This window comes from Bacteroides hominis (assembly GCF_033042785.2).
In the GTDB taxonomy this organism is placed as follows: Bacteria; Bacteroidota; Bacteroidia; order Bacteroidales; family Bacteroidaceae; genus Bacteroides; species Bacteroides hominis.
The window spans coordinates 4031640-4049894 of sequence record NZ_CP178829.1 but is presented as its reverse complement, the minus strand read 5'-3'; the positions used below and the strand labels follow the sequence as shown (position 1 = coordinate 4049894).

Annotated in this window: 13 protein-coding genes; 2 read left to right on the top strand and 11 right to left on the bottom strand. The window is 46.2% G+C overall.

Features of this window, described 5'->3' with window-relative positions; translation table 11 throughout:
* The first annotated feature begins 1126 nt into the window (after nt 1–1126).
* On the top strand, nt 1127–2272 hold the full coding sequence (locus R3O62_RS17040) for an iron-containing alcohol dehydrogenase (RefSeq protein WP_186992676.1): 1146 nt from the start codon (nt 1127–1129) through the stop codon (nt 2270–2272).
* A gap of 128 nt (nt 2273–2400) precedes the next feature.
* Here the strand turns inward: R3O62_RS17040 and R3O62_RS17035 are convergent, their stop codons facing one another.
* Complete coding sequence (locus tag R3O62_RS17035; RefSeq protein ID WP_122330253.1) at nt 2401–3315, bottom strand: Ppx/GppA family phosphatase; 915 nt, start codon at nt 3313–3315, stop codon at nt 2401–2403.
* Nucleotides 3312–5378, bottom strand: a complete 2067-nt coding sequence (locus tag R3O62_RS17030; RefSeq protein WP_234072650.1) for an RNA degradosome polyphosphate kinase — start codon at nt 5376–5378, stop codon at nt 3312–3314. Before R3O62_RS17030 ends, R3O62_RS17035 begins: the two co-directional genes overlap by 4 nt.
* Nucleotides 5379–5548: 170 nt before the next feature.
* Between R3O62_RS17030 and R3O62_RS17025 the strand changes: the two genes are divergently transcribed.
* Complete coding sequence (locus R3O62_RS17025; protein ID WP_005778321.1) at nt 5549–6115, top strand: HdeD family acid-resistance protein; 567 nt, start codon at nt 5549–5551, stop codon at nt 6113–6115.
* Between the two features lie 216 nt (nt 6116–6331).
* On the opposite strand, the gene R3O62_RS17020 is transcribed toward R3O62_RS17025, so the two are convergent.
* From R3O62_RS17020 to R3O62_RS16980, 9 genes are all read right to left on the bottom strand, one after another.
* Nucleotides 6332–8521: a glutamine synthetase III gene (locus tag R3O62_RS17020; protein ID WP_217737478.1), complete on the bottom strand. Its 2190-nt coding sequence runs from the start codon at nt 8519–8521 to the stop codon at nt 6332–6334.
* Nucleotides 8522–8696: 175 nt separating this feature from the next.
* Nucleotides 8697–9929 carry an LL-diaminopimelate aminotransferase gene (locus tag R3O62_RS17015; protein WP_005778316.1) on the bottom strand — a complete coding sequence of 411 codons (1233 nt, stop codon included), beginning with the start codon at nt 9927–9929 and terminating at the stop codon, nt 8697–8699.
* Nucleotides 9930–10016: 87 nt separating this feature from the next.
* On the bottom strand, nt 10017–10826 hold the full coding sequence (gene dapF, locus R3O62_RS17010) for a diaminopimelate epimerase (RefSeq protein WP_005806608.1): 810 nt from the start codon (nt 10824–10826) through the stop codon (nt 10017–10019).
* Nucleotides 10827–11287: 461 nt separating this feature from the next.
* Entirely contained in the window at nt 11288–12067 is a 780-nt protein-coding gene (locus R3O62_RS17005; RefSeq protein ID WP_022012618.1) for a LytR/AlgR family response regulator transcription factor, read from the bottom strand.
* Complete coding sequence (locus R3O62_RS17000) at nt 12060–13097, bottom strand: sensor histidine kinase (protein WP_005778311.1); 1038 nt, start codon at nt 13095–13097, stop codon at nt 12060–12062. Before R3O62_RS17000 ends, R3O62_RS17005 begins: the two co-directional genes overlap by 8 nt.
* Before the next feature lie 236 nt (nt 13098–13333).
* A complete protein-coding gene (locus R3O62_RS16995; RefSeq protein ID WP_022012619.1) occupies nt 13334–13888 on the bottom strand; it encodes a DUF4251 domain-containing protein in 555 nt (184 codons plus the stop codon).
* A gap of 262 nt (nt 13889–14150) precedes the next feature.
* Nucleotides 14151–14912, bottom strand: coding sequence for a glycerophosphodiester phosphodiesterase family protein (locus tag R3O62_RS16990; RefSeq protein ID WP_065739726.1), 762 nt, complete (start codon nt 14910–14912; stop codon nt 14151–14153).
* A gap of 203 nt (nt 14913–15115) precedes the next feature.
* Nucleotides 15116–16786 carry an asparagine synthase B gene (gene asnB, locus R3O62_RS16985; protein WP_317472772.1) on the bottom strand — a complete coding sequence of 557 codons (1671 nt, stop codon included), beginning with the start codon at nt 16784–16786 and terminating at the stop codon, nt 15116–15118.
* A gap of 54 nt (nt 16787–16840) precedes the next feature.
* Nucleotides 16841–18202: a glutamate synthase subunit beta gene (locus R3O62_RS16980; protein ID WP_005806603.1), complete on the bottom strand. Its 1362-nt coding sequence runs from the start codon at nt 18200–18202 to the stop codon at nt 16841–16843.
* Nucleotides 18203–18255 lie beyond the last annotated feature (53 nt).

The window sequence follows — 18255 nt, the reverse complement described above, 5'->3', positions numbered from 1 at the left end:
AGCGCTGCTCCCTTACGACTGTCGGAGTTGTAACGGGCGCCACCACCAATATGTATTTACTTGCATTTTCATCATTGCTAATTGTTATTTAACGGGGGCAAATATAGATACTTTGTTTGGAATAACAAATAAAATCTTTCTTTTTTTTATTTCCCTCCTTTTTATTTTTTGTTTTGGCGGGAATCTATTTATGATTTCTCAAATACTTGCTGTACATATTTTTAATTGTCGGATGCTCGCAGGGAGTGGTTCCTGATTCTGCTGGGCCTGTATTGCTTTGTTTCTGTTGTTTTAATATTAACTTTTTTATTATCAGAAGATTATGAATTTGCTTAACTTTAAATTAGGGTCCAAAGGTCCAAGGTCCATTCTATGGGATGCCCATCCTGTGGGAAAAGGTTGTGTTTGTTGTTAAAAAGTACTTTCTAAAAATCTTTTGCTCTTTAGCGCATTTTGGAGATAATGTAAAATATATTATATTGTATATGTGTGTTATTTATGTATGTTTTAGAGTTGTGCATTGTCTCCTTTTGTGTCCACTACTATTAAAGGCGATTATTCGTAATTGTTTGATTTTTAATATTATATATGGAAATTTCTTTTTGTTTTTCAATGGTGGCATCCCATAGAATGGACCTTGGACCTTTGGACCTAACCGATGTATATTATATATACATTGAGTGTAAGAAAGAATTGGTGAATGCTCGAAATAGAAGTCCTTTTTAAACATTTTGTTATTTATATTGTTTCTTCAGATATAAATTATTTAAAAACAGAAACCAAACATTATGAAACAAAGAAAAGTTTTAATTGCGATTGCCGTTGTCATATTCATCCTGTTGCTGCTTTACTGGCTTTTTGTAGCCGAGGACATCAACGCTTGGCTGCCTGTAAACTAAAGACTTGTATTTTTCGTCCTAAACACTTAAGTCTTTTCAGCGAAACGCTTAGACGTTTTCCGAAAACGTTTAAGTCTTTTGCCGGAAACACTTAAGTCTTTCCTGAGAAACACTTAAGTGTTTTTTTCCGCATGATTCCCCTGCAAATCTTTTTGTTTTCCGGAAAGAAGCGATTATTTTTGTATCTGATTGAATATCGTATAAATGATGATATAAACTGATAACCTATGGATAATTTTATTTTTCAGAATCCCGTGAAGCTGATCATGGGACACGGGATGATTGCCCGGTTGAGTAAAGAGATACCGGCAGACAAGCGGGTGATGATTACCTTCGGTGGCGGTAGCGTGAAAAAAAACGGTGTATACGACCAAGTGAAAGAAGCCCTGAAGAATCATTTCACTGTAGAGTTCTGGGGCATTGAGCCTAATCCTTCCATTGAGACTTTACGTAAAGCCATTGCCCTTGGAAAAGAGGAGAAGGTGGACTATCTGCTGGCTGTGGGAGGCGGATCGGTCATCGATGGCACGAAGCTGATTTCTGCCGGACTGTTGTACGACGGGGATGCGTGGGATCTGGTGCTTGCCGGACGTCTGGTGACAAATACCGTTCCTCTTGCTACTGTCCTCACTCTGCCTGCCACGGGATCGGAAATGAACAGCGGAGCCGTGATTTCGCGTCATGAAACCAAAGAGAAATATCCTTTCTATTCCAATTATCCCTTGTTCTCCATTCTCGATCCGGAAGTGACGTTTACACTGCCGCCCCATCAGGTGGCCTGCGGTATTGCTGATACGTTTGTACATGTGATGGAGCAATACATGACAACTCCGGGACAGAGTAGGGTGATGGACCGCTGGGCGGAAGGCATCCTGCAAACTTTGATGGAGATAGCTCCGAAGATCCGTGAGAATCAGCACGATTATCAGCTGATGGCCGATTTTATGCTGTCGGCAACGATGGCACTGAACGGCTTTATCGCTATGGGAGTATCTCAGGACTGGGCTACGCACATGATCGGGCACGAACTGACCGCACTTCATGGACTGACACACGGACATACACTGGTCATCGTATTCCCCGCTACTCTGCGTGTGCTTCGCAAGGTGAAAGGTGATAAGATTCTGCAATATGGCGAGAGGGTACTCGGCATTACTTCCGGGACCCGTGACGAACGTATCGATGAAACGATCCGCCGCACAGAGGAGTTTTTCCGTTCATTAGGGCTGACTACCCGCCTGAGTGAGGAGGGCATCGGCATGGAGACGATTGATGAAATAGAACGCCGTTTCAATGAACGGGGTGTGAAATATGGCGAGAACGAAAATGTGACCGGAGCTGTTGCGAAGGAAATCCTGAAGAGCGCACTTTAGTCTTGTATTCACCACAGAGTACACAGAGGGCACAGATATGCTAAGTACGGATGATCCATCTCTATAATCTTTTCTCTGTGTACTCTGTGTACTCTGTGTACTCTGTGTCCTCTGTGGTGAGTCTCCGTTCATCGTTCATCGTTTTCCGTCCGCATGTTTTTGGTATAAAGGCTGTCGATGATACCGTCTGATAGCCCGATGGTCGGGACTGTGATACCGGTTGCGTTCACCTGTTTTGCCACTTCCAGAAAGATTTCCGCTGCCGGGACAATTACATCTGCCCGGTCAGGCTTCAGTTTGAACCGTTTGATCCGTTCTTCTTTAGAGAGGGGCTTCAGGGTTTCGCAGATTTCCTGTAACGACTCGACGGGAAGGAAAGATTGTTTTTTGTCCTTTTTGTCCGCCAGGCGGAAAAGTTTATTGATATTGCCTCCCGATCCGATGATCTGGATGGAGGAATATTCGGCAGCCAGTGCCTGAAGGTCGGAGCGCATCTGTTCTTTTTCTTCGTTCTTTACCATGCCGCTGAGCATACGCACGGTACCGATATTATAGGAACGTGAGCTTTTGAGTTCTGCGTCGCAGATCAGGTTGATTTCCGTGCTACCACCACCGACGTCAACGTACAGGTAGTTCTGTCCCGAAGCAAAAAGCTGTTCGATGTGGTTATCGTATACGATATGCGCCTCTTCCTGCCCGTCGATGATTTCGACGCGGATACCGGTTTTCTTTTCTATTCTGCGTGTGATTGCTTTCCCGTTGCGGGCATCACGCATGGCCGAGGTGGCACAGGCGCGGTAATCTGACACTTCGAATATCTTCATCAGTTGCTTGTAGGCTTTCATCAGCCGGATCAGTTTCCCGGCTTTTTCTTCTGATATTTCTCCGGTGGTAAAAGCGTCTTCACCTAACCTGAGGGGGATACGTATCAGTTGAACTTTGCTCAATAATCCTTCGGGCGATCCTTCCTCGTTTACACTCTTTATCAATAACCGCACGGCATTGGAACCAATGTCGATGGCGGCATAGTTTACTTTCTTCATTCTGATTCTTTATAGTATTTGTATAATTCTTCCTGAGAGCGGAAAGGGACACCGCTTTCCTCCCATGTCTTGTTTTCGCCACTGCCGTTTACGATGCGTCCTTTGGCCGTATCGCGGAGTCCGTAGCAGACCACTTTTTTCAGTTCATCCTGTATCGCTTTATTGTATACGGGTGTGAGCACTTCGATGCGGTTGTCCAGGTTGCGGGGCATCCAGTCCGCCGATCCTATATAATATTTCTCTTCTCCTCCGTTGGCAAAGATAAAGATGCGCGGATGTTCCAGGTAACGGTCAATGATACCGTTGATCCGGATGTTGTCGCTGATTCGGGGCACACCGGTCACCAGTGAACAGTTGCCCCGGACCACCAGGTCTATCTGTACGCCGGCTGTTGAAGCCTCGTAGAGTTTCTGTACCAGCGCCCGGTCGGTGATGTGGTTCACTTTGGCAAGGATGTAGGCCTCTTTTCCTTGTTGCTTGTTTTTGATTTCCTTGTTGATCAGTGCTATCAGCCGTTTGCGCATATCGTTGGGTGACACGAGCAGTTCTTTGAAGTTGGCGGGAAGATACGGCTTCTCGATAAAATCGAATACCGAGTTGACCTCGCGTACGATGGACCGGTGTGCGGTCATGATAGTGAAATCGGTGTACATCCGTGCGTTTCCTTCGTGAAAGTTTCCGGTGCTGATACAAGCCAGGTCACCGAACCGTGTTCCGATATGTATCAGTTTGGAGTGAATCTTCAGTCCTTCCACTCCGAAGATCACTTTGATTCCGGCATCCTGCATACGTTTGCTCCAATTGATGTTGGAGGCTTCGTCGAAGCGGGCAAGCAACTCGATGATGACGGTCACCTTTTTCCCGTTTTGTGCCGCACAGATCAAGGCTTTCACTACCTTCGAATCTTTGGCCAGGCGATAGAGGGTCATCTTGATGCTTCTCACCTCTTTGCTGATGGCCGCTTCACGCAGTACGCGTATCACCGTGTCGAACGATTGATAGGGGTAATGCAGCGAGCGGTCTTGCTTCCGGATCAGTTTCAGGATACTTTCCTCACCGTTCAGCTCCTGCTTGAAGACGGGAGGCCAGGCAGGGTATTTCAGGTCAGTGCGCCCGCAGTCGGGGAACTTCATCAGGTCTTTGAAGTTATGATAACGTCCGCCGGCTACACGGGTGTCGTTTTTGTCTACGTTGAGGCGGTCGGTCAGCTTTCGCAGCAGGTCTTTCGGCATCTGTTGGTCATAGACGAAACGGATCGGTTCACCACGCTTCCGGCTTTTCACCCCTTTTGATATCTTTTGAAGTACACCCGTACGCAAGTCGCTGTCTATCTCCATTTCGGCATCTTTGGTGAATTTGAAGGTATAGGCTTCATAATCCGTATAGTTCATACCTATGAAGATCATCGGCAGGCAGTAGCGGATGACGTCATCCAGGAACATCAGATACGTTTTACCGTCCGAATCCGGCAGACGGATGAAACGTCCGAACTCGTTGGTGGGAAGTTCGATGACGGCATAATCTCTTACTTTCACTTTTCCCTCGCCGTCTTTGCGTTGCAGGCGGATGGCCAGGTAGATGTCTTCGTCGGTCTGGTCGTCCGGTTGGCGGGAGGTTTTATTGAGAAAGAGCGGGTTGGTAGAACCGTTCAACCGGTTCCGGTAGAGTGAAGTGATGAAGAGCTCTTGTTCCGGTGTGAGTTCGGTGTCTTTGATGACATGGATGTTTTCTTGTTTTAACTTTTCCATGATCGAAGCGAACGTTTCTTCAAATTGCCGGTAGTACTGATTGTGCAGCTTGCCGATCTGCTTCAGTGTGCGTGCGGCCGTATCACGTTCTTCGCGGATATTTTTGTCGCCATACTCCACAATACGGTTCAATGTAGCCACACGAACACGGAAAAACTCGTCTAAGTTGTTTGAGTAAATGCCCAGGAAAGTAAGTTGCTCCAGTAAGGGAACTTCCGGGCGGGCAGCTTCAAGCAAAATGCGTTGATTAAAGTACATCCAACTGATGTCCCGTTCTACATAAAGCTTTTTACGTCTCGCTTCGTCTGATTTCATTCGGATAAGAGTTTACTTATTTTTTTGCAAAAGTATGCTTCTGCGATGTAATAGATATTACATTCTTGCTATGAACTTATTACAAAAATCATTTGTTCTTTTTATATGTAGACAGAAACACGTATATTCGCAGAAAGTATGCGGGATACCCCGTTAAAAAAATGTAAGATATGAAATCAATGAATTATTCTCTTATCCGCACTATTTGTGCGCTTGTCATCGGCCTGGTGTTGGTGCTCTGGCCGGACGCGGCAATTAATTATATTGTCATAACCATTGGCATATTGTTCCTGATTCCGGGATTTATTGTGCTGATTGGTTATTTCGGTACCAAACCCGAACCGGGTGTGTCCCGCCGTTTCCCTATCGAGGGGGTTGGAAGTCTGCTCTTCGGACTCTGGCTGGTTACGATGCCGGGCTTCTTTGCCGATGTACTGATGTTCCTGCTGGGCTTTATCCTGATTATGGGAGGCGTACAACAGATTGCATCCCTTTCGATGGCACGTCGCTGGATGCCTGTGCCGGGCGGCTTTTATGTGATACCGGCCCTGATCCTGATAGCGGGTGTCGTAGCCCTGTTCAATCCTACCGGAGCACGCAACACGGCTTTCATGATTATCGGTATCAGCAGCTTGGTTTATGCCATTTCCGAACTGATCAACTGGTTCAAGTTTGCCCGTCGCCGTCCTAAAACTCCGGTGAAAGGAGAGATAGAGGACGCGGAGATCATTGAATAAAAGAAGAGAGGGTTGCCTCACGGCAATCCTCCCCCTGCAAACTTAAAACAACCAACAAAAGAAATAGGTTTCTGAAAGGGGATGTGCCAAAAACTTTTCACCACAGATTACACCGATTCTCACAGATTATCAACATTGATAATCAATGGTTTAAAATTTACTCTATGTTACTCTGCGTCCTCTGTGGTGAGTTTCAACACACTCTCTTAAGACTGTTTATCTTATAAATAACAACTCTCTGTATTTAGGCAGTGTCCACATCTGGTTGTCGACAATCAGTTCCAGTTTGTCGATGTGGTAACGAATCTCTTCCAGAGCCGGCACGATGGTGTCGTGGTAAGCAATGGCTTTTTCGCGTTCACTTTCTATCTTATTTGCCACTTTGCGGGCTTCGATCATTGCGTCTACATGTTCCTTGATGAAAGCGGTACGGTCGGCAATCTCTTCAATCAGTTCCAGGTTCTTGGCAGAAAGTCGGGCTGCTTTCTCTTCCGGAAAGAGGGATTTCATTTTATATACATTATCTATCAGGTCTGTCTGGTACTGTGTAGCAACAGGGATGATATGGTTCATGGCCAGATCACCCAATACGCGGGCTTCAATCTGGATTTTCTTGGTATAAGTTTCCCATTTCACTTCGTTGCGGGCCTTCAGTTCTTTCCGGTTCATCACGCCCACAGCTTCGAACATGGCTATCGTTTCGGGGCGCAGATAGTTGTCGAAGATGACAGGAACGCTTGTTTCACAATCCAGACCGCGACGGGCGGCTTCTTTTTTCCATTCGTCGCTGTATCCGTTGCCGTCGAAATGAATGGCTTTGCATTCCTTGATATATTTCCGGATCACGTCGAGAATGGCCGAAATCTTGGGCTCTCCCTTCTCAATCTGCTTGTCTACATCTTTCTTAAACCGTTTCAACTGGTCGGCGACAGCCGCGTTCAGGGCTATCATTGCGCTGGCACAGTTGGCTTCGGACCCTACGGCACGGAATTCGAAACGGTTTCCGGTGAATGCGAAAGGTGAAGTACGGTTCCGGTCCGTATTGTCAATCAGCAATTCGGGTATCTGTGGGATGTCCAGCTTCATGCCCTGTTTGCCGCTCAGGCTGATCAGGTCATCTTTCGTACTTTCTTCAATGTGTTCCAACACTTGTGAAAGCTGCTTGCCCAGGAAAGAGGAGATGATGGCGGGAGGCGCTTCGTTGGCTCCCAGCCGGTGTGCATTGGTGGCACTGGAGATGGATGCTTTCAGAAGTCCGTTATGGTGATAAACAGCCATCAGTGTATTGACGACGAATGTTACGAAACGCAGGTTATCTTCCGGAGTCTTGCCCGGAGCCATCAGCAGGATGCCGGTGTCCGTGCCCAGCGACCAGTTGTTGTGTTTGCCCGATCCGTTGACACCTTTGAACGGTTTTTCGTGGAGCAGTACACGGAAGCCGTGGCGGCGGCTAACTTTGCGCATCAGGGACATGATCAGCAGGTTGTGGTCATTGGCCAGGTTGCACTCTTCGAAGATAGGGGCCAGCTCAAACTGATTGGGCGCTACTTCGTTGTGGCGTGTTTTTACGGGGATGCCCAGTTTCAATGCTTCCACTTCCAGATCTTTCATGAAAGCGGCTACGCGGGTGGGGATGGCACCAAAGTAATGGTCTTCGAGCTGTTGGTTCTTGGCGCTGTCATGCCCCATCAGGGTACGTCCGGTCAGCAGCAGGTCCGGACGGGCGGCGTATAAGCCTTCGTCTACCAGGAAGTACTCTTGTTCCCATCCCAGGTAGGCATATACTTTTTTTACATCCGGATTGAAGTAACGGCAAACGGCTACAGCAGCTTTGTCTACTGCCCTCAGCGCTTTCAGTAACGGTGCTTTGTAATCGAGCGATTCACCTGTATAGGCGATGAAGATAGTCGGTATGCACAGCGTATCGTCTACAATGAAAGCAGGTGAGGAGGGATCCCATGCACTGTAACCACGAGCTTCGAAAGTGTTGCGGATACCTCCGTTCGGGAAAGACGAGGCATCCGGTTCCTGTTGAACCAGCAGTTTTCCGGTGAATTCTTCCATCATCCCCCCTTTTCCATCATGTTCTACAAAAGCGTCGTGCTTTTCGGCAGTGCCTTCGGTCAGTGGAGCAAACCAATGGGTATAGTGTGTGGCCCCCATCTCGATGGCCCATTTCTTCATACCGGCTGCAACCTCGTCGGCGATACTGCGATCCAGTTGTGCACCGTTGTCAATCACATCGGTGAGTTTGCTGAACACATGGCTTGGCAGGTACTTAAACATCTTTTCCTTGTTGAAAACGTACATCCCGAAGTATTCCGACGGGCGTTCGGTGGGAGTTGCCACTTCTACGGCTTTTTTCTTAAAGGCCGTTTCTACGACTCTGAATCTGAGTTTTGACATAATGATTGAATTATTTATAAACTGTTTGGGTTTTGATTCACCACAGATTACACGGATTTCCACAGATTTTTAAATCTTAATCATCAACGGAATAATTCTTTAATCCGCGTCAATCTGTGGTGAAACCGTATTCATCTCTGCTTTGTATTCATGTTACCCGTATCACATGAAAGCTTTACAGCCAGTTCTTGATGCGCCGCATTGCCTCGATGCAATCGTTTCGTTCGCCGAATGCCGTCAGGCGGATGTAACCTTCTCCGCTGGGGCCGAAACCGACTCCCGGAGTTCCCACTACATTGGCTTCGTACAACATCTGGTCGAAGAAACGCCACGAACTGGTTCCATTGGGAGTCTTTACCCACAAATAAGGTGCGTTTACTCCTCCGTATACTTTCAGTCCGGTGGATTCCAGTCCTTCTTTCATGATGCGGGCGTTTGTCATATAATAATTGATCGTTTCCTGTATCTGTTCTTTCCCTTCGGGGCTATAAACCGCCTCTGCGGCACGTTGGGTGATATAAGACGTTCCGTTGAACTTGGTGCATTGGCGGCGGTTCCACATCCGGTTCAGGGGGATACGTTCTCCCTCGAGTGTGGCTGCCGTCAGCTCTTTCGGCACAACGGTATATCCGCAGCGTATTCCGGTGAAACCTGCTGTTTTCGAGAAGCTGCGGAATTCGATGGCGCATTTCTTGGCTCCTTTGATTTCGTAGATGGAGTGGGGGATATCCGGTTCCCGAATGTAGGCCTCGTAAGCTGCGTCAAACAGGATCAGGGTATCATTAGCCAGTGCGTAATCCACCCATTTCTTCAGTTCGGCTTTTGTCAGCGTTGTACCGGTGGGATTATTGGGATAACAGAGGTAGACGATGTCGATGCGTTTCTCCGGAATGGCCGGGATGAAATGATTTTCGGCGGTGCAAGGCATATAAGTGACGTTGCTCCATTTGCCACTTTCGGTATCCAGCACTCCGGCACGTCCGCACATCACATTGCTGTCGATATAAACCGGATAAATGGGATCTGTGACCCCTACGCTGTTGTCATGACGGAGAATGTCTCCGATATTACCCGTATCACTTTTGGCGCCGTCGTTGATAAATACTTCCGTAGGCGAAAGATGGATACCCCGTGGAGCATAATCGTTCTTGATGATGGCTTCGATCAGGAAATCGTATCCTTGTTCGGGACCGTATCCGCGAAAGGTTTCGGTAGACGTCATCTCTTCGACTGCCTTGTGCATGGCCTCGATGCAGGCATTCGGAAGGGGACGGGTCACATCGCCGATCCCCAGCCGGATGATGTCCTGCTTCGGGTGTGTTATTTTAAAAGTATTGACTTTCTTCGCTATGTCCGAGAACAAGTAGCTTCCCGGTAATTTCAAAAAATGTTCGTTTACTAATGCCATATTGTTCTTGTTTTAAGTTTGAAATGTTATTCCTGAAAACTAAATCTTTATACCTTATCAAATGGACTGATACCTGAAATCCATTAACTATTCTCTTAGTTCTATTGTTCCGTCGAATACTTTAACTGCCGGTCCGGTCATGTATACATGGTTTGTTGCTTCGTCCCACTCTATGGTCAGTGTGCCTCCGTCCATCACGATATCTACGGTTCGTCCCGTCCGTCCGGTGAGATGGGCCGCTACGGCTGTTGCACAGGCGCCTGTCCCGCAGGCCTGTGTAATGCCCGATCCCCTTTCCCACACCCGCATACGGATCTTGTTTTCTCCTGTTATCTGTGCAAACTCCACGTTCGTACGGTCGGGGAAAAGCGGATGTCTTTCCAGCTTCGGGCCGATCTCCGGAAGGTCTATACTCCGGATATCGTCCACGAAGGTGACGAGGTGCGGATTCCCCATCGATACTTGCGTGGAGACGAATGGAAATTTGTTGTCGAAATCTATTGTTCCGGTTTCCAGTGGTACACCCATATCAACCGTTACGGCTTTTACCGTTTGGGCTTCAAGGTGCAGTTTCAGCACTTTGATACCCGAGAGGGTTTCCAAGGTGATGATGTTTTTTGAGGTCAGTCCGTATTCATAAAGATACTTGCCGATGCACCGGCTTGCGTTACCGCACATCATTGCTTCCGAACCGTCGGCATTGAATATGCGCATGCTGAAATCTGCTTTGTCCGAATGACCGATCAAAACGAGCCCGTCACTGCCGATCCCCGTATGGCAGGCACTCCATTCGATGGCTGTTTTACCGGGATTGCGGATAGGAAACCTGAGGGTATTTACATAGATGTAATCGTTTCCTGCCCCATGCATTTTGGTGAATTGAATCGTTCTTGTCATTTTGATCTGTATTAATCGATTGGTGTATCCTTTTGTTTTATTACTATGCAAAGATATGACTTTTTGTTTTGTATTTCTATTAAAAGCATGTCTTATATCTATTTATTTTAAGAAATCTTTCACTTTTTGATATTTCTGCCTGTTTTTACTTCTGAATTGAAATAAGAATGCTGCGTATTTTTAATAAACTGTAATGAAGCGATTTTGTTCTGTGTCTCTTTTAGGATTTTGGGATAGGATGGATGAATTGATTTAGATCAATTGGGCATCTTTATAAAAGAGGAAAGAGGCTCCATCCTGACAGAATGAAACCTCTTTCTTCTTAAATGCTTTCTTTTTGTGTGCGGCTAACCGGACTGTATCAGAATATGTATTTGAGTCCGAAGTTGGATACAGTTAAATCTCTGTATCAATGATGGAGGAGATAAAACAATTTCAAATGTCTAAGATATGTAATGCTTTTAGTAGTTTAACCAAAGTTTCAACTGAGGTATTTTATCACGGCTGACGATTATCTTATCTTTAAAAGGAGGTTTTACATGTAAAATGGCTTTTCCCAGAAAATACGATTCAATCCGCTCAATAGCGTTAATACTGATCACTGTCTGCCGGCTACTTCGGAAAAAGATATCCGGATTGAGTTGTTCCATCAGCCTGTCCAGAGAGAGATCGATAATATGTTCCCTGTTTTGCTTGGTAACGGCAAAAGTTATTTTGTTTTCAGAATAGAAATAGGCGATATCTTCAACTTGCAGGGTAAAAAGTTTATCTTCGCCTGATATAAGAAAACGGGTGCGATACTTTTTGCACGGATTGGCTATGTTTTGTAAAATGTCTATTAGATCGGTTGTCTTTTGCTCCTGTACCAGATATTTGGTGGTAAGATGTTCGAACTTGGCAATAGCTTCTTCCAGCCGGACACTGTCTATCGGTTTAAGTAAATAGTCAATGCTATTGACGGCAAAAGCCCTAATAGCATATTCATCGTATGCAGTGGTAAAGATGATAGTGCTCTCCGGACGTGCTTGTTCGATAAATGTGAATGAAATGCCGTCTGTCAGTTGTATGTCAAGAAAAACAATATCCGGATGTGGATTCTTATTAAACCATTCTACACTTTTTTCTACACTGCCGGGCAATATCGTGACTTGCCATTCGGGACGTATTTCATTTATGATCTTATTCAATCGGCGGGCCGCCGGAATTTCGTCTTCAATAATAACAGCTGTAATTTTATTCATTTAATAGGGGAACTTTAACGGTGAAATAATTAGTATTACTTTCTATGAGGATATTCTTATCGCATATCAGACGATAGCGGATTGAAAGATTCTTTAGCCCCATTCCCGTAGTAGCTACATTGGGCTTTACTCTAATTTCATTGGTTACCGCCAACATACCACTTTGTTGTTCGTAATCAATCAGTATCTTCATCGGATAATCCATATTAATAATGTTGTGTTTAATGACGTTTTCTACTAATAACTGTAGGGCCAGCGAAGGTAACTTCAAATCGTAATTGTGTAACTCTACCTTGTTATCGATTCGGATACAATCTCCTAAACGAACTTTATGAAGAAAGATGTAGGAATCAATGAAAGACAATTCCGATTTTAAAGTAACCAAGCGCTGTTGCTGGCTTTGTAATATATACCGGTATACGTCGGACAAGCGCTGGGTGAATAGAACGGCGTTTCGGGGAGAATATTCTATTTCGGAGATAAGCGTATTGAGGCTGTTGAAAAGAAAATGCGGATTCAGTTGATTCTGTAAGGCTACGTATTGGGCTTTTATGGAAGCTTCTTCAAATTGCTCTGCCTTTTCGTGCAAAAGAACCAATTGCCTGTAGAAGTTGATAGTCAAAGTTAGATTGGTTATCACCATTTCTACTAACCAGACCAGGGCTATTATTCTTAATCCTCGGCCTTTTAGGATAAAAGGTTCGGGAACCTCAAATATGGCTTTTACTATTGACCAGACCAGATAATTCATCAAAAACAGTATGATCGCAGTAAGGATGCAGTCAATAATTAATCGATCTTTGCGTTTGACCAGGAACTGGAAACTGCGCTTCTGCCAGTTGTGAATCATCAATACTCCGAAACCAACCAGATTAAAAGCGGCAAGTATCAATATGAACGACTTAAAAGAAATCAATACTTCCAAATGCTTCGGAGCCAAGTCGGAGTACAGCACGAGAAACAGATATGAAAAAGATGCTAACCCTGAGAATAGCAAGCCATTGAACAAATGATTGTATTTTTGTCGCATATTGATTGTAGACTTTATGTGTATATTACAAATTTAGTAAAAAAAACAAGAGGAGGCACAAAATATCACAATGGTTCCGGGCAACCTCTTGTTTCTCGGAAAATAGTATAAACAAATGCCTATGCGGAAACTGGCGTTATTCTCTTATTCCGTAATTCCGTCCGGTAATTCACTTTTATAGATAATGTAATTATTACTTTAATACTTGATTATGGCCTGAAAACAATCTTTTTACCTTAAAGTGATGTACCTTTGAAAACGTTAGCTTTAGTCAAAGGAAGTAAACTTCCGGTCAGTGTGAAACGATTTGAATTGAAGTTCGGACTTATATCTACCGACGCATTATTACTTCCCTTGTCCAAGCGAATGTTTACTTGTGCGGATATTCCGGTTCCCATTACGCTCATTGATACGAATATATTTCCTTTTTTGTCGGTAGTCTGTTTGTAGTTGGAGGTACTACCTTCGACGGTGATACCACCCAAACCGTTAGGACCGCTAACGGGTATGTTGAAAGCTACCTGAACCACGGCCTTGTCATCTTTTACTGCTACAAAATTTGTATTCGAAGAAACGAAGGCCGATGTACCGTACTTAAATATCACATGGTCGGCCTCTAAAATGAAATTTTTCATGGTAATTGCCTGTTTGGCTTCATCAAATAATGCTTGATCCAGTAATTCCTGTTCAGCTTTCTTTTGTTTACGTGTCATTTCTTTTGCTGTTTGTGCCTGTACATTTCCCAGACAAACGAATAACAGCAACACCGGTAATACTGATAACTTTTTCATGATTCTAATTTTTTAAAGTTATATATTTTCTTTTGCTCAAAGATAGAACGTTTGCTTTATTTTTTTTCAAGTTTATTTTCTGAATTGTAAACGGTAGTTGCTAAATTGTAAATATGGTATGCTGAATCGTAAAAGTAACATTTTAAATAGATACGGAATGGTTTTTGTAGCTATGAGACACGAAGTCGGGATTGAAAAAACTCCCTTGAGTGGGCGTGTACTCACTCAAGGGAGAATTAAAAAAATGATTGGATACGGAGATTTATTTTTTCAACAGATTTTGCAGTTGTACCGGTTCATTGGTGGTGATGAAATCTACTTTACGATCGATCAGCCATTTCATGTCATCCGTCTTGTTCACAGTCCAGGCATTCACTTTCATGCCCAAATCATGGCATTCCCGGATCCATTCGGGATGTTTGCGGAATACTGTGTAATGATAGTCCGGCCCGGCACATCCTAATTCTTTCAGCTCCTTGGGAGACAAATTACCGTCCAGATAATAAACCGGGGTTCCTGCCGGAGCCAGGCGGATGAATTCTTTCGTGGCATGCAGGGAGAAGGTGATGTATTCCATCCGGTTTTCCAGTCCCATATCTTTTACCAGTGCAACGATTTTTTCGATGGCTTTTGTTTCGCGTTGGGGAGTGGTGTGTGCTTTCAGCTCAAGAATCAACCGGGTGTGTAGCGGTTGTGCCGCTTTCAAGTATTTGGCAAGGGTAGGCAGGCTCTCCCCGTTATCCAGTTTGATGGCTGTCAGTGCGGTGGAAGGTGAGTTTTCCATCCTTTTCCCTTTGAATGTGGGATCATGGTTGACCACTAACTGGTCATCGGCTGCCAGCCATACATCAAACTCCGAACCATAGCATCCGATGGAGTCGGCTTTTAGCAAGGCGGCGATACTGTTTTGCGCAGAACCCTCGGTTTTCCAGAATCCGCGATGGGCAATAACCTGGGTTTGTGCAGAGACATTATATGCCGAGAAAAGTAAGGCAGAGGCAAGCAGAAGTTTTTTTATTTTCATATATTTCAGTTTTTGGTTCGCCTTCAAAGATATAAAAAGTAACGCAAATGAGCTGTGGAAGGATGCTAATCTGCGTTAAACAAAGCTATAATTTTCTTAGGGTGTAGCCATCCATACGGTAGGGCTACACCCTGATGCCCGGATGGCTACACCCTGATGCCCGGATGGCTACACCCTTTACCTGCCGGGGCTACACCCTGTTTTCAGTATGCTTCTTTATGGACGCCTTTCACGGCACGTCCGCTGGGATCGTTCAGGTTCTTGAATGCGGTATCCCATGCCAGAGCTTCGGCACTGGAACATGCTACGCTGGGAACACTGGGGACACTGCGGGCGGCACTTTCGCTGGGGAAGTGCTCTTCGAAGATGCTGCGATAGTAATATTCTTCCTTGTTCATCGGGGGATGAACCGGAAAGCGTTCGGCCGCATGAGCCATTTGTTCGTCACTGACGGCTGCTGCGGTGACCTCTTTCAGCGTGTCTATCCAGCTGTATCCCACACCGTCACTGAACTGCTCTTTCTGACGCCATGCCACACTGGCGGGGAGGAGGGATTCAAAGGCTTCACGCACCACTTTCTTTTCGATCACTTTTCCCGGAGCCATTTTTACTTTGGGATCAAGCCGCATTGCCACATCGAGAAACTCTTTGTCGAGGAAAGGGACACGTCCTTCCACTCCCCACGCTGCCAGGCTCTTATTGGCGCGAAGACAATCGTATAGATGCAGTTTAGACAGTTTGCGTACGGTCTCTTCGTGAAAGGTACGGGCATCGGGTGCTTTGTGGAAATAGAGGTAACCGCCGAAGATTTCGTCGGCACCTTCACCGCTTAGTACCATCTTGATGCCCATCGACTTGATGACACGTGCCAATAGATACATCGGTGTGGAAGCCCGGACGGTAGTGACATCGTATGTCTCGATGAAATAAATGACATCCCGGATTGCATCGAGCCCTTCCTGAAGGGTGTAGTTTATTTCGTGATGAACAGTACCGATGTATTCGGCCACTTCACGTGCCTTGACTAAGTCCGGTGCACCCTTCAGCCCGACAGCAAAGGAGTGGAGCTGCGGCCACCAGGCATCGCTTGCACCATCCGTTTCAATACGTTTGGCTGCATACTTCTTGGCAATGGCAGAGATAACAGAGCTGTCCAGTCCGCCCGAAAGAAGTACTCCGTAAGGTACGTCGGACATCAGCTGGCGGTGTACTGCTTCTTCAAGAGCGTCATGAATCTGCCGGCAGGGAGAGGTGCCGTTTTCTTTCGCCACTTTTTCATAATCCATCCAGTCGCGGGTATACCAGCGTTTCATTTTTCCTTCTTTACTGTGATAGTAGTGTCCGGGAAGGAAGGGCTCGTACTCGTCGCAGAATCCTTCGAGTGCCTTGAGCTCGCTGCCAAAGTAGATGTGTCCTTCGGAATCTTTTCCTATATATAAAGGTATTACTCCGATGGGGTCACGGGCGATCAGGTATTCATCTTTCTCTTCATCATAAAGGGCGAAAGCAAAAATACCGTTGAGATCCTCAAGGAAACGGATGCCTTTGTCGCGGTAAAGTGCAAGGATCACTTCACAGTCACTTCCGGTCTGGAACTCGTAACGGCCGGCATACCGGGCACGGATGTCACGGTGATTATAAATTTCGCCATTGACGGCCAGTACCAGTTTCCGGTCGGGCGAGTAAAGGGGCTGTCCTCCGCTTTGAGGGTCGACGATAGAAAGGCGCTCGTGTGCCAGGATGGCACTTCCACCACAATAAATTCCACTCCAGTCGGGTCCCCGATGCCGGATTTTCCGTGCCATCTGTAAGGCTTTGCTTCTGAGTTCTCTGCTCTGAATTTTTATATTAAAAATTCCTGCTATTCCACACATAATCGTAATTGTTTTAAAGGGTTAATGTCTGATGATGAATAAACTACGTGCTGTTCACCGCTTGGCGTTTAAATATTTTTCTATCTCTGTCGCTGCTGTACGTCCGCTTGCCATGGCACGCACCACAAGGCTTGCGCCTGTTGCCGCGTCTCCGGCGATGAATACGTTTTCGGCAAATACTGGCTGTTCGGGTTTGAGGAATCCCATCGCTAATAAAACCATATCTGCTTCGATTATTTCCTTTTTTCCGGTCGGCTTCATAATAGAGCGTTCGTTGACGGGGTCCGGTAACCATTCCACTTCTTCCACTTCCACTCCGGTGACTTTACCGTTCTTTCCGAGGAACCGGTTGGAAGTCAGGCTCCAGCGACGGATACAGCCTTCTTCGTGGCTGGAGGTGGTTTTCAGTACAGCCGGCCATTGTGGCCACGGAGTGGCAGGATTATGGGCAACAGGGGGCTTGGGCATGATTTCGATTTGTGTCACGCAGGCCGCCCCTTGACGAACGCTCGTGCCGATACAATCGGAGCCTGTGTCTCCGCCACCGATGACCAGCACTTTTCGGCCTTTCGCATTTACTTGCCCGTCTTTGGAAAAAGTCTCTCCTTCAATGATTCGGTTTTGTCCGCTCAACAGCTCAAGAGCGAAATGGATTCCTTTCAACTCGCGTCCCGGAATGGGCAGATCCCGGGGTGTTTCCGCTCCGGTACAGATGCAATAGGCATCGAAATCGGAAGTGCGACTCTCCGGAGTGAGTTTATGCGTGTCGATCTCGGTTCCCATTCTGAATTCAATGCCTTCCGCTTCCAGGAGCTTCATCCGGCGGTCGATAATGACTTTATTCAGTTTGAAATTGGGGATTCCGTAGCGAAGTAATCCACCCGGAGCTGCTGCTTTATCGAAAACAGTGACGGCATACCCCGAGCGGTTCAAGCGGTTGGCAACCGTCAGTCCGGCAGGGCCGGAACCGATGACGGCTACCCGTTTTCCATTTCGTTTGGGAATTGCCGGCATGATATAACCTTCTCGGAAAGCTGCTTCCACGATGGCTGCTTCATTTTCACGGATGGTGACAGGGGCGTCACACGATAGCTTCAGTACGCACGACTTCTCACAGAGTGCCGGGCAGATGCGTCCGGTAAACTCCGGGAAGTCGCACGTGGCAGACAATATCTGGTAGGCCTCACGCCATTTTCCCTTGTAGAGTGCGTCTTGCCATTCGGGTTGCTTGTTGCCCAACGGACAAGCCCAATGGCAGAAGGGGACACCGCAATCCATGCAGCGTGAAGCCTGAAGTTTGCGGTCACTTGTGTTGAGGGTCTGTTCCACCTCACTGAAATCAGTGATGCGCTCGTGTACGGGGCGGTATCCGGCCTCGTGACGGGGAATATTTAAGAATGCTTTTGGATCTCCCATTTTGATTTACGATTTTATAGTTTACGATTGAGATTGGTATCTGATATACAGGT

Coding starts and splice junctions, on each gene's coding strand:
- R3O62_RS16980 (WP_005806603.1), bottom strand. CDS start 18,202: ATGGGAGATCCAAAAGCATTCTTAAATATTCCCCGTCACGAGGCCGGA.
- R3O62_RS17005 (WP_022012618.1), bottom strand. CDS start 12,067: ATGAATAAAATTACAGCTGTTATTATTGAAGACGAAATTCCGGCGGCC.
- R3O62_RS16990 (WP_065739726.1), bottom strand. CDS start 14,912: ATGAAAATAAAAAAACTTCTGCTTGCCTCTGCCTTACTTTTCTCGGCA.
- R3O62_RS17035 (WP_122330253.1), bottom strand. CDS start 3,315: ATGAAGAAAGTAAACTATGCCGCCATCGACATTGGTTCCAATGCCGTG.
- R3O62_RS16995 (WP_022012619.1), bottom strand. CDS start 13,888: ATGAAAAAGTTATCAGTATTACCGGTGTTGCTGTTATTCGTTTGTCTG.
- dapF (WP_005806608.1), bottom strand. CDS start 10,826: ATGACAAGAACGATTCAATTCACCAAAATGCATGGGGCAGGAAACGAT.
- R3O62_RS17020 (WP_217737478.1), bottom strand. CDS start 8,521: ATGTCAAAACTCAGATTCAGAGTCGTAGAAACGGCCTTTAAGAAAAAA.
- R3O62_RS17040 (WP_186992676.1), top strand. CDS start 1,127: ATGGATAATTTTATTTTTCAGAATCCCGTGAAGCTGATCATGGGACAC.
- R3O62_RS17025 (WP_005778321.1), top strand. CDS start 5,549: ATGAAATCAATGAATTATTCTCTTATCCGCACTATTTGTGCGCTTGTC.
- R3O62_RS17000 (WP_005778311.1), bottom strand. CDS start 13,097: ATGCGACAAAAATACAATCATTTGTTCAATGGCTTGCTATTCTCAGGG.
- asnB (WP_317472772.1), bottom strand. CDS start 16,786: ATGTGTGGAATAGCAGGAATTTTTAATATAAAAATTCAGAGCAGAGAA.
- R3O62_RS17015 (WP_005778316.1), bottom strand. CDS start 9,929: ATGGCATTAGTAAACGAACATTTTTTGAAATTACCGGGAAGCTACTTG.
- R3O62_RS17030 (WP_234072650.1), bottom strand. CDS start 5,378: ATGAAATCAGACGAAGCGAGACGTAAAAAGCTTTATGTAGAACGGGAC.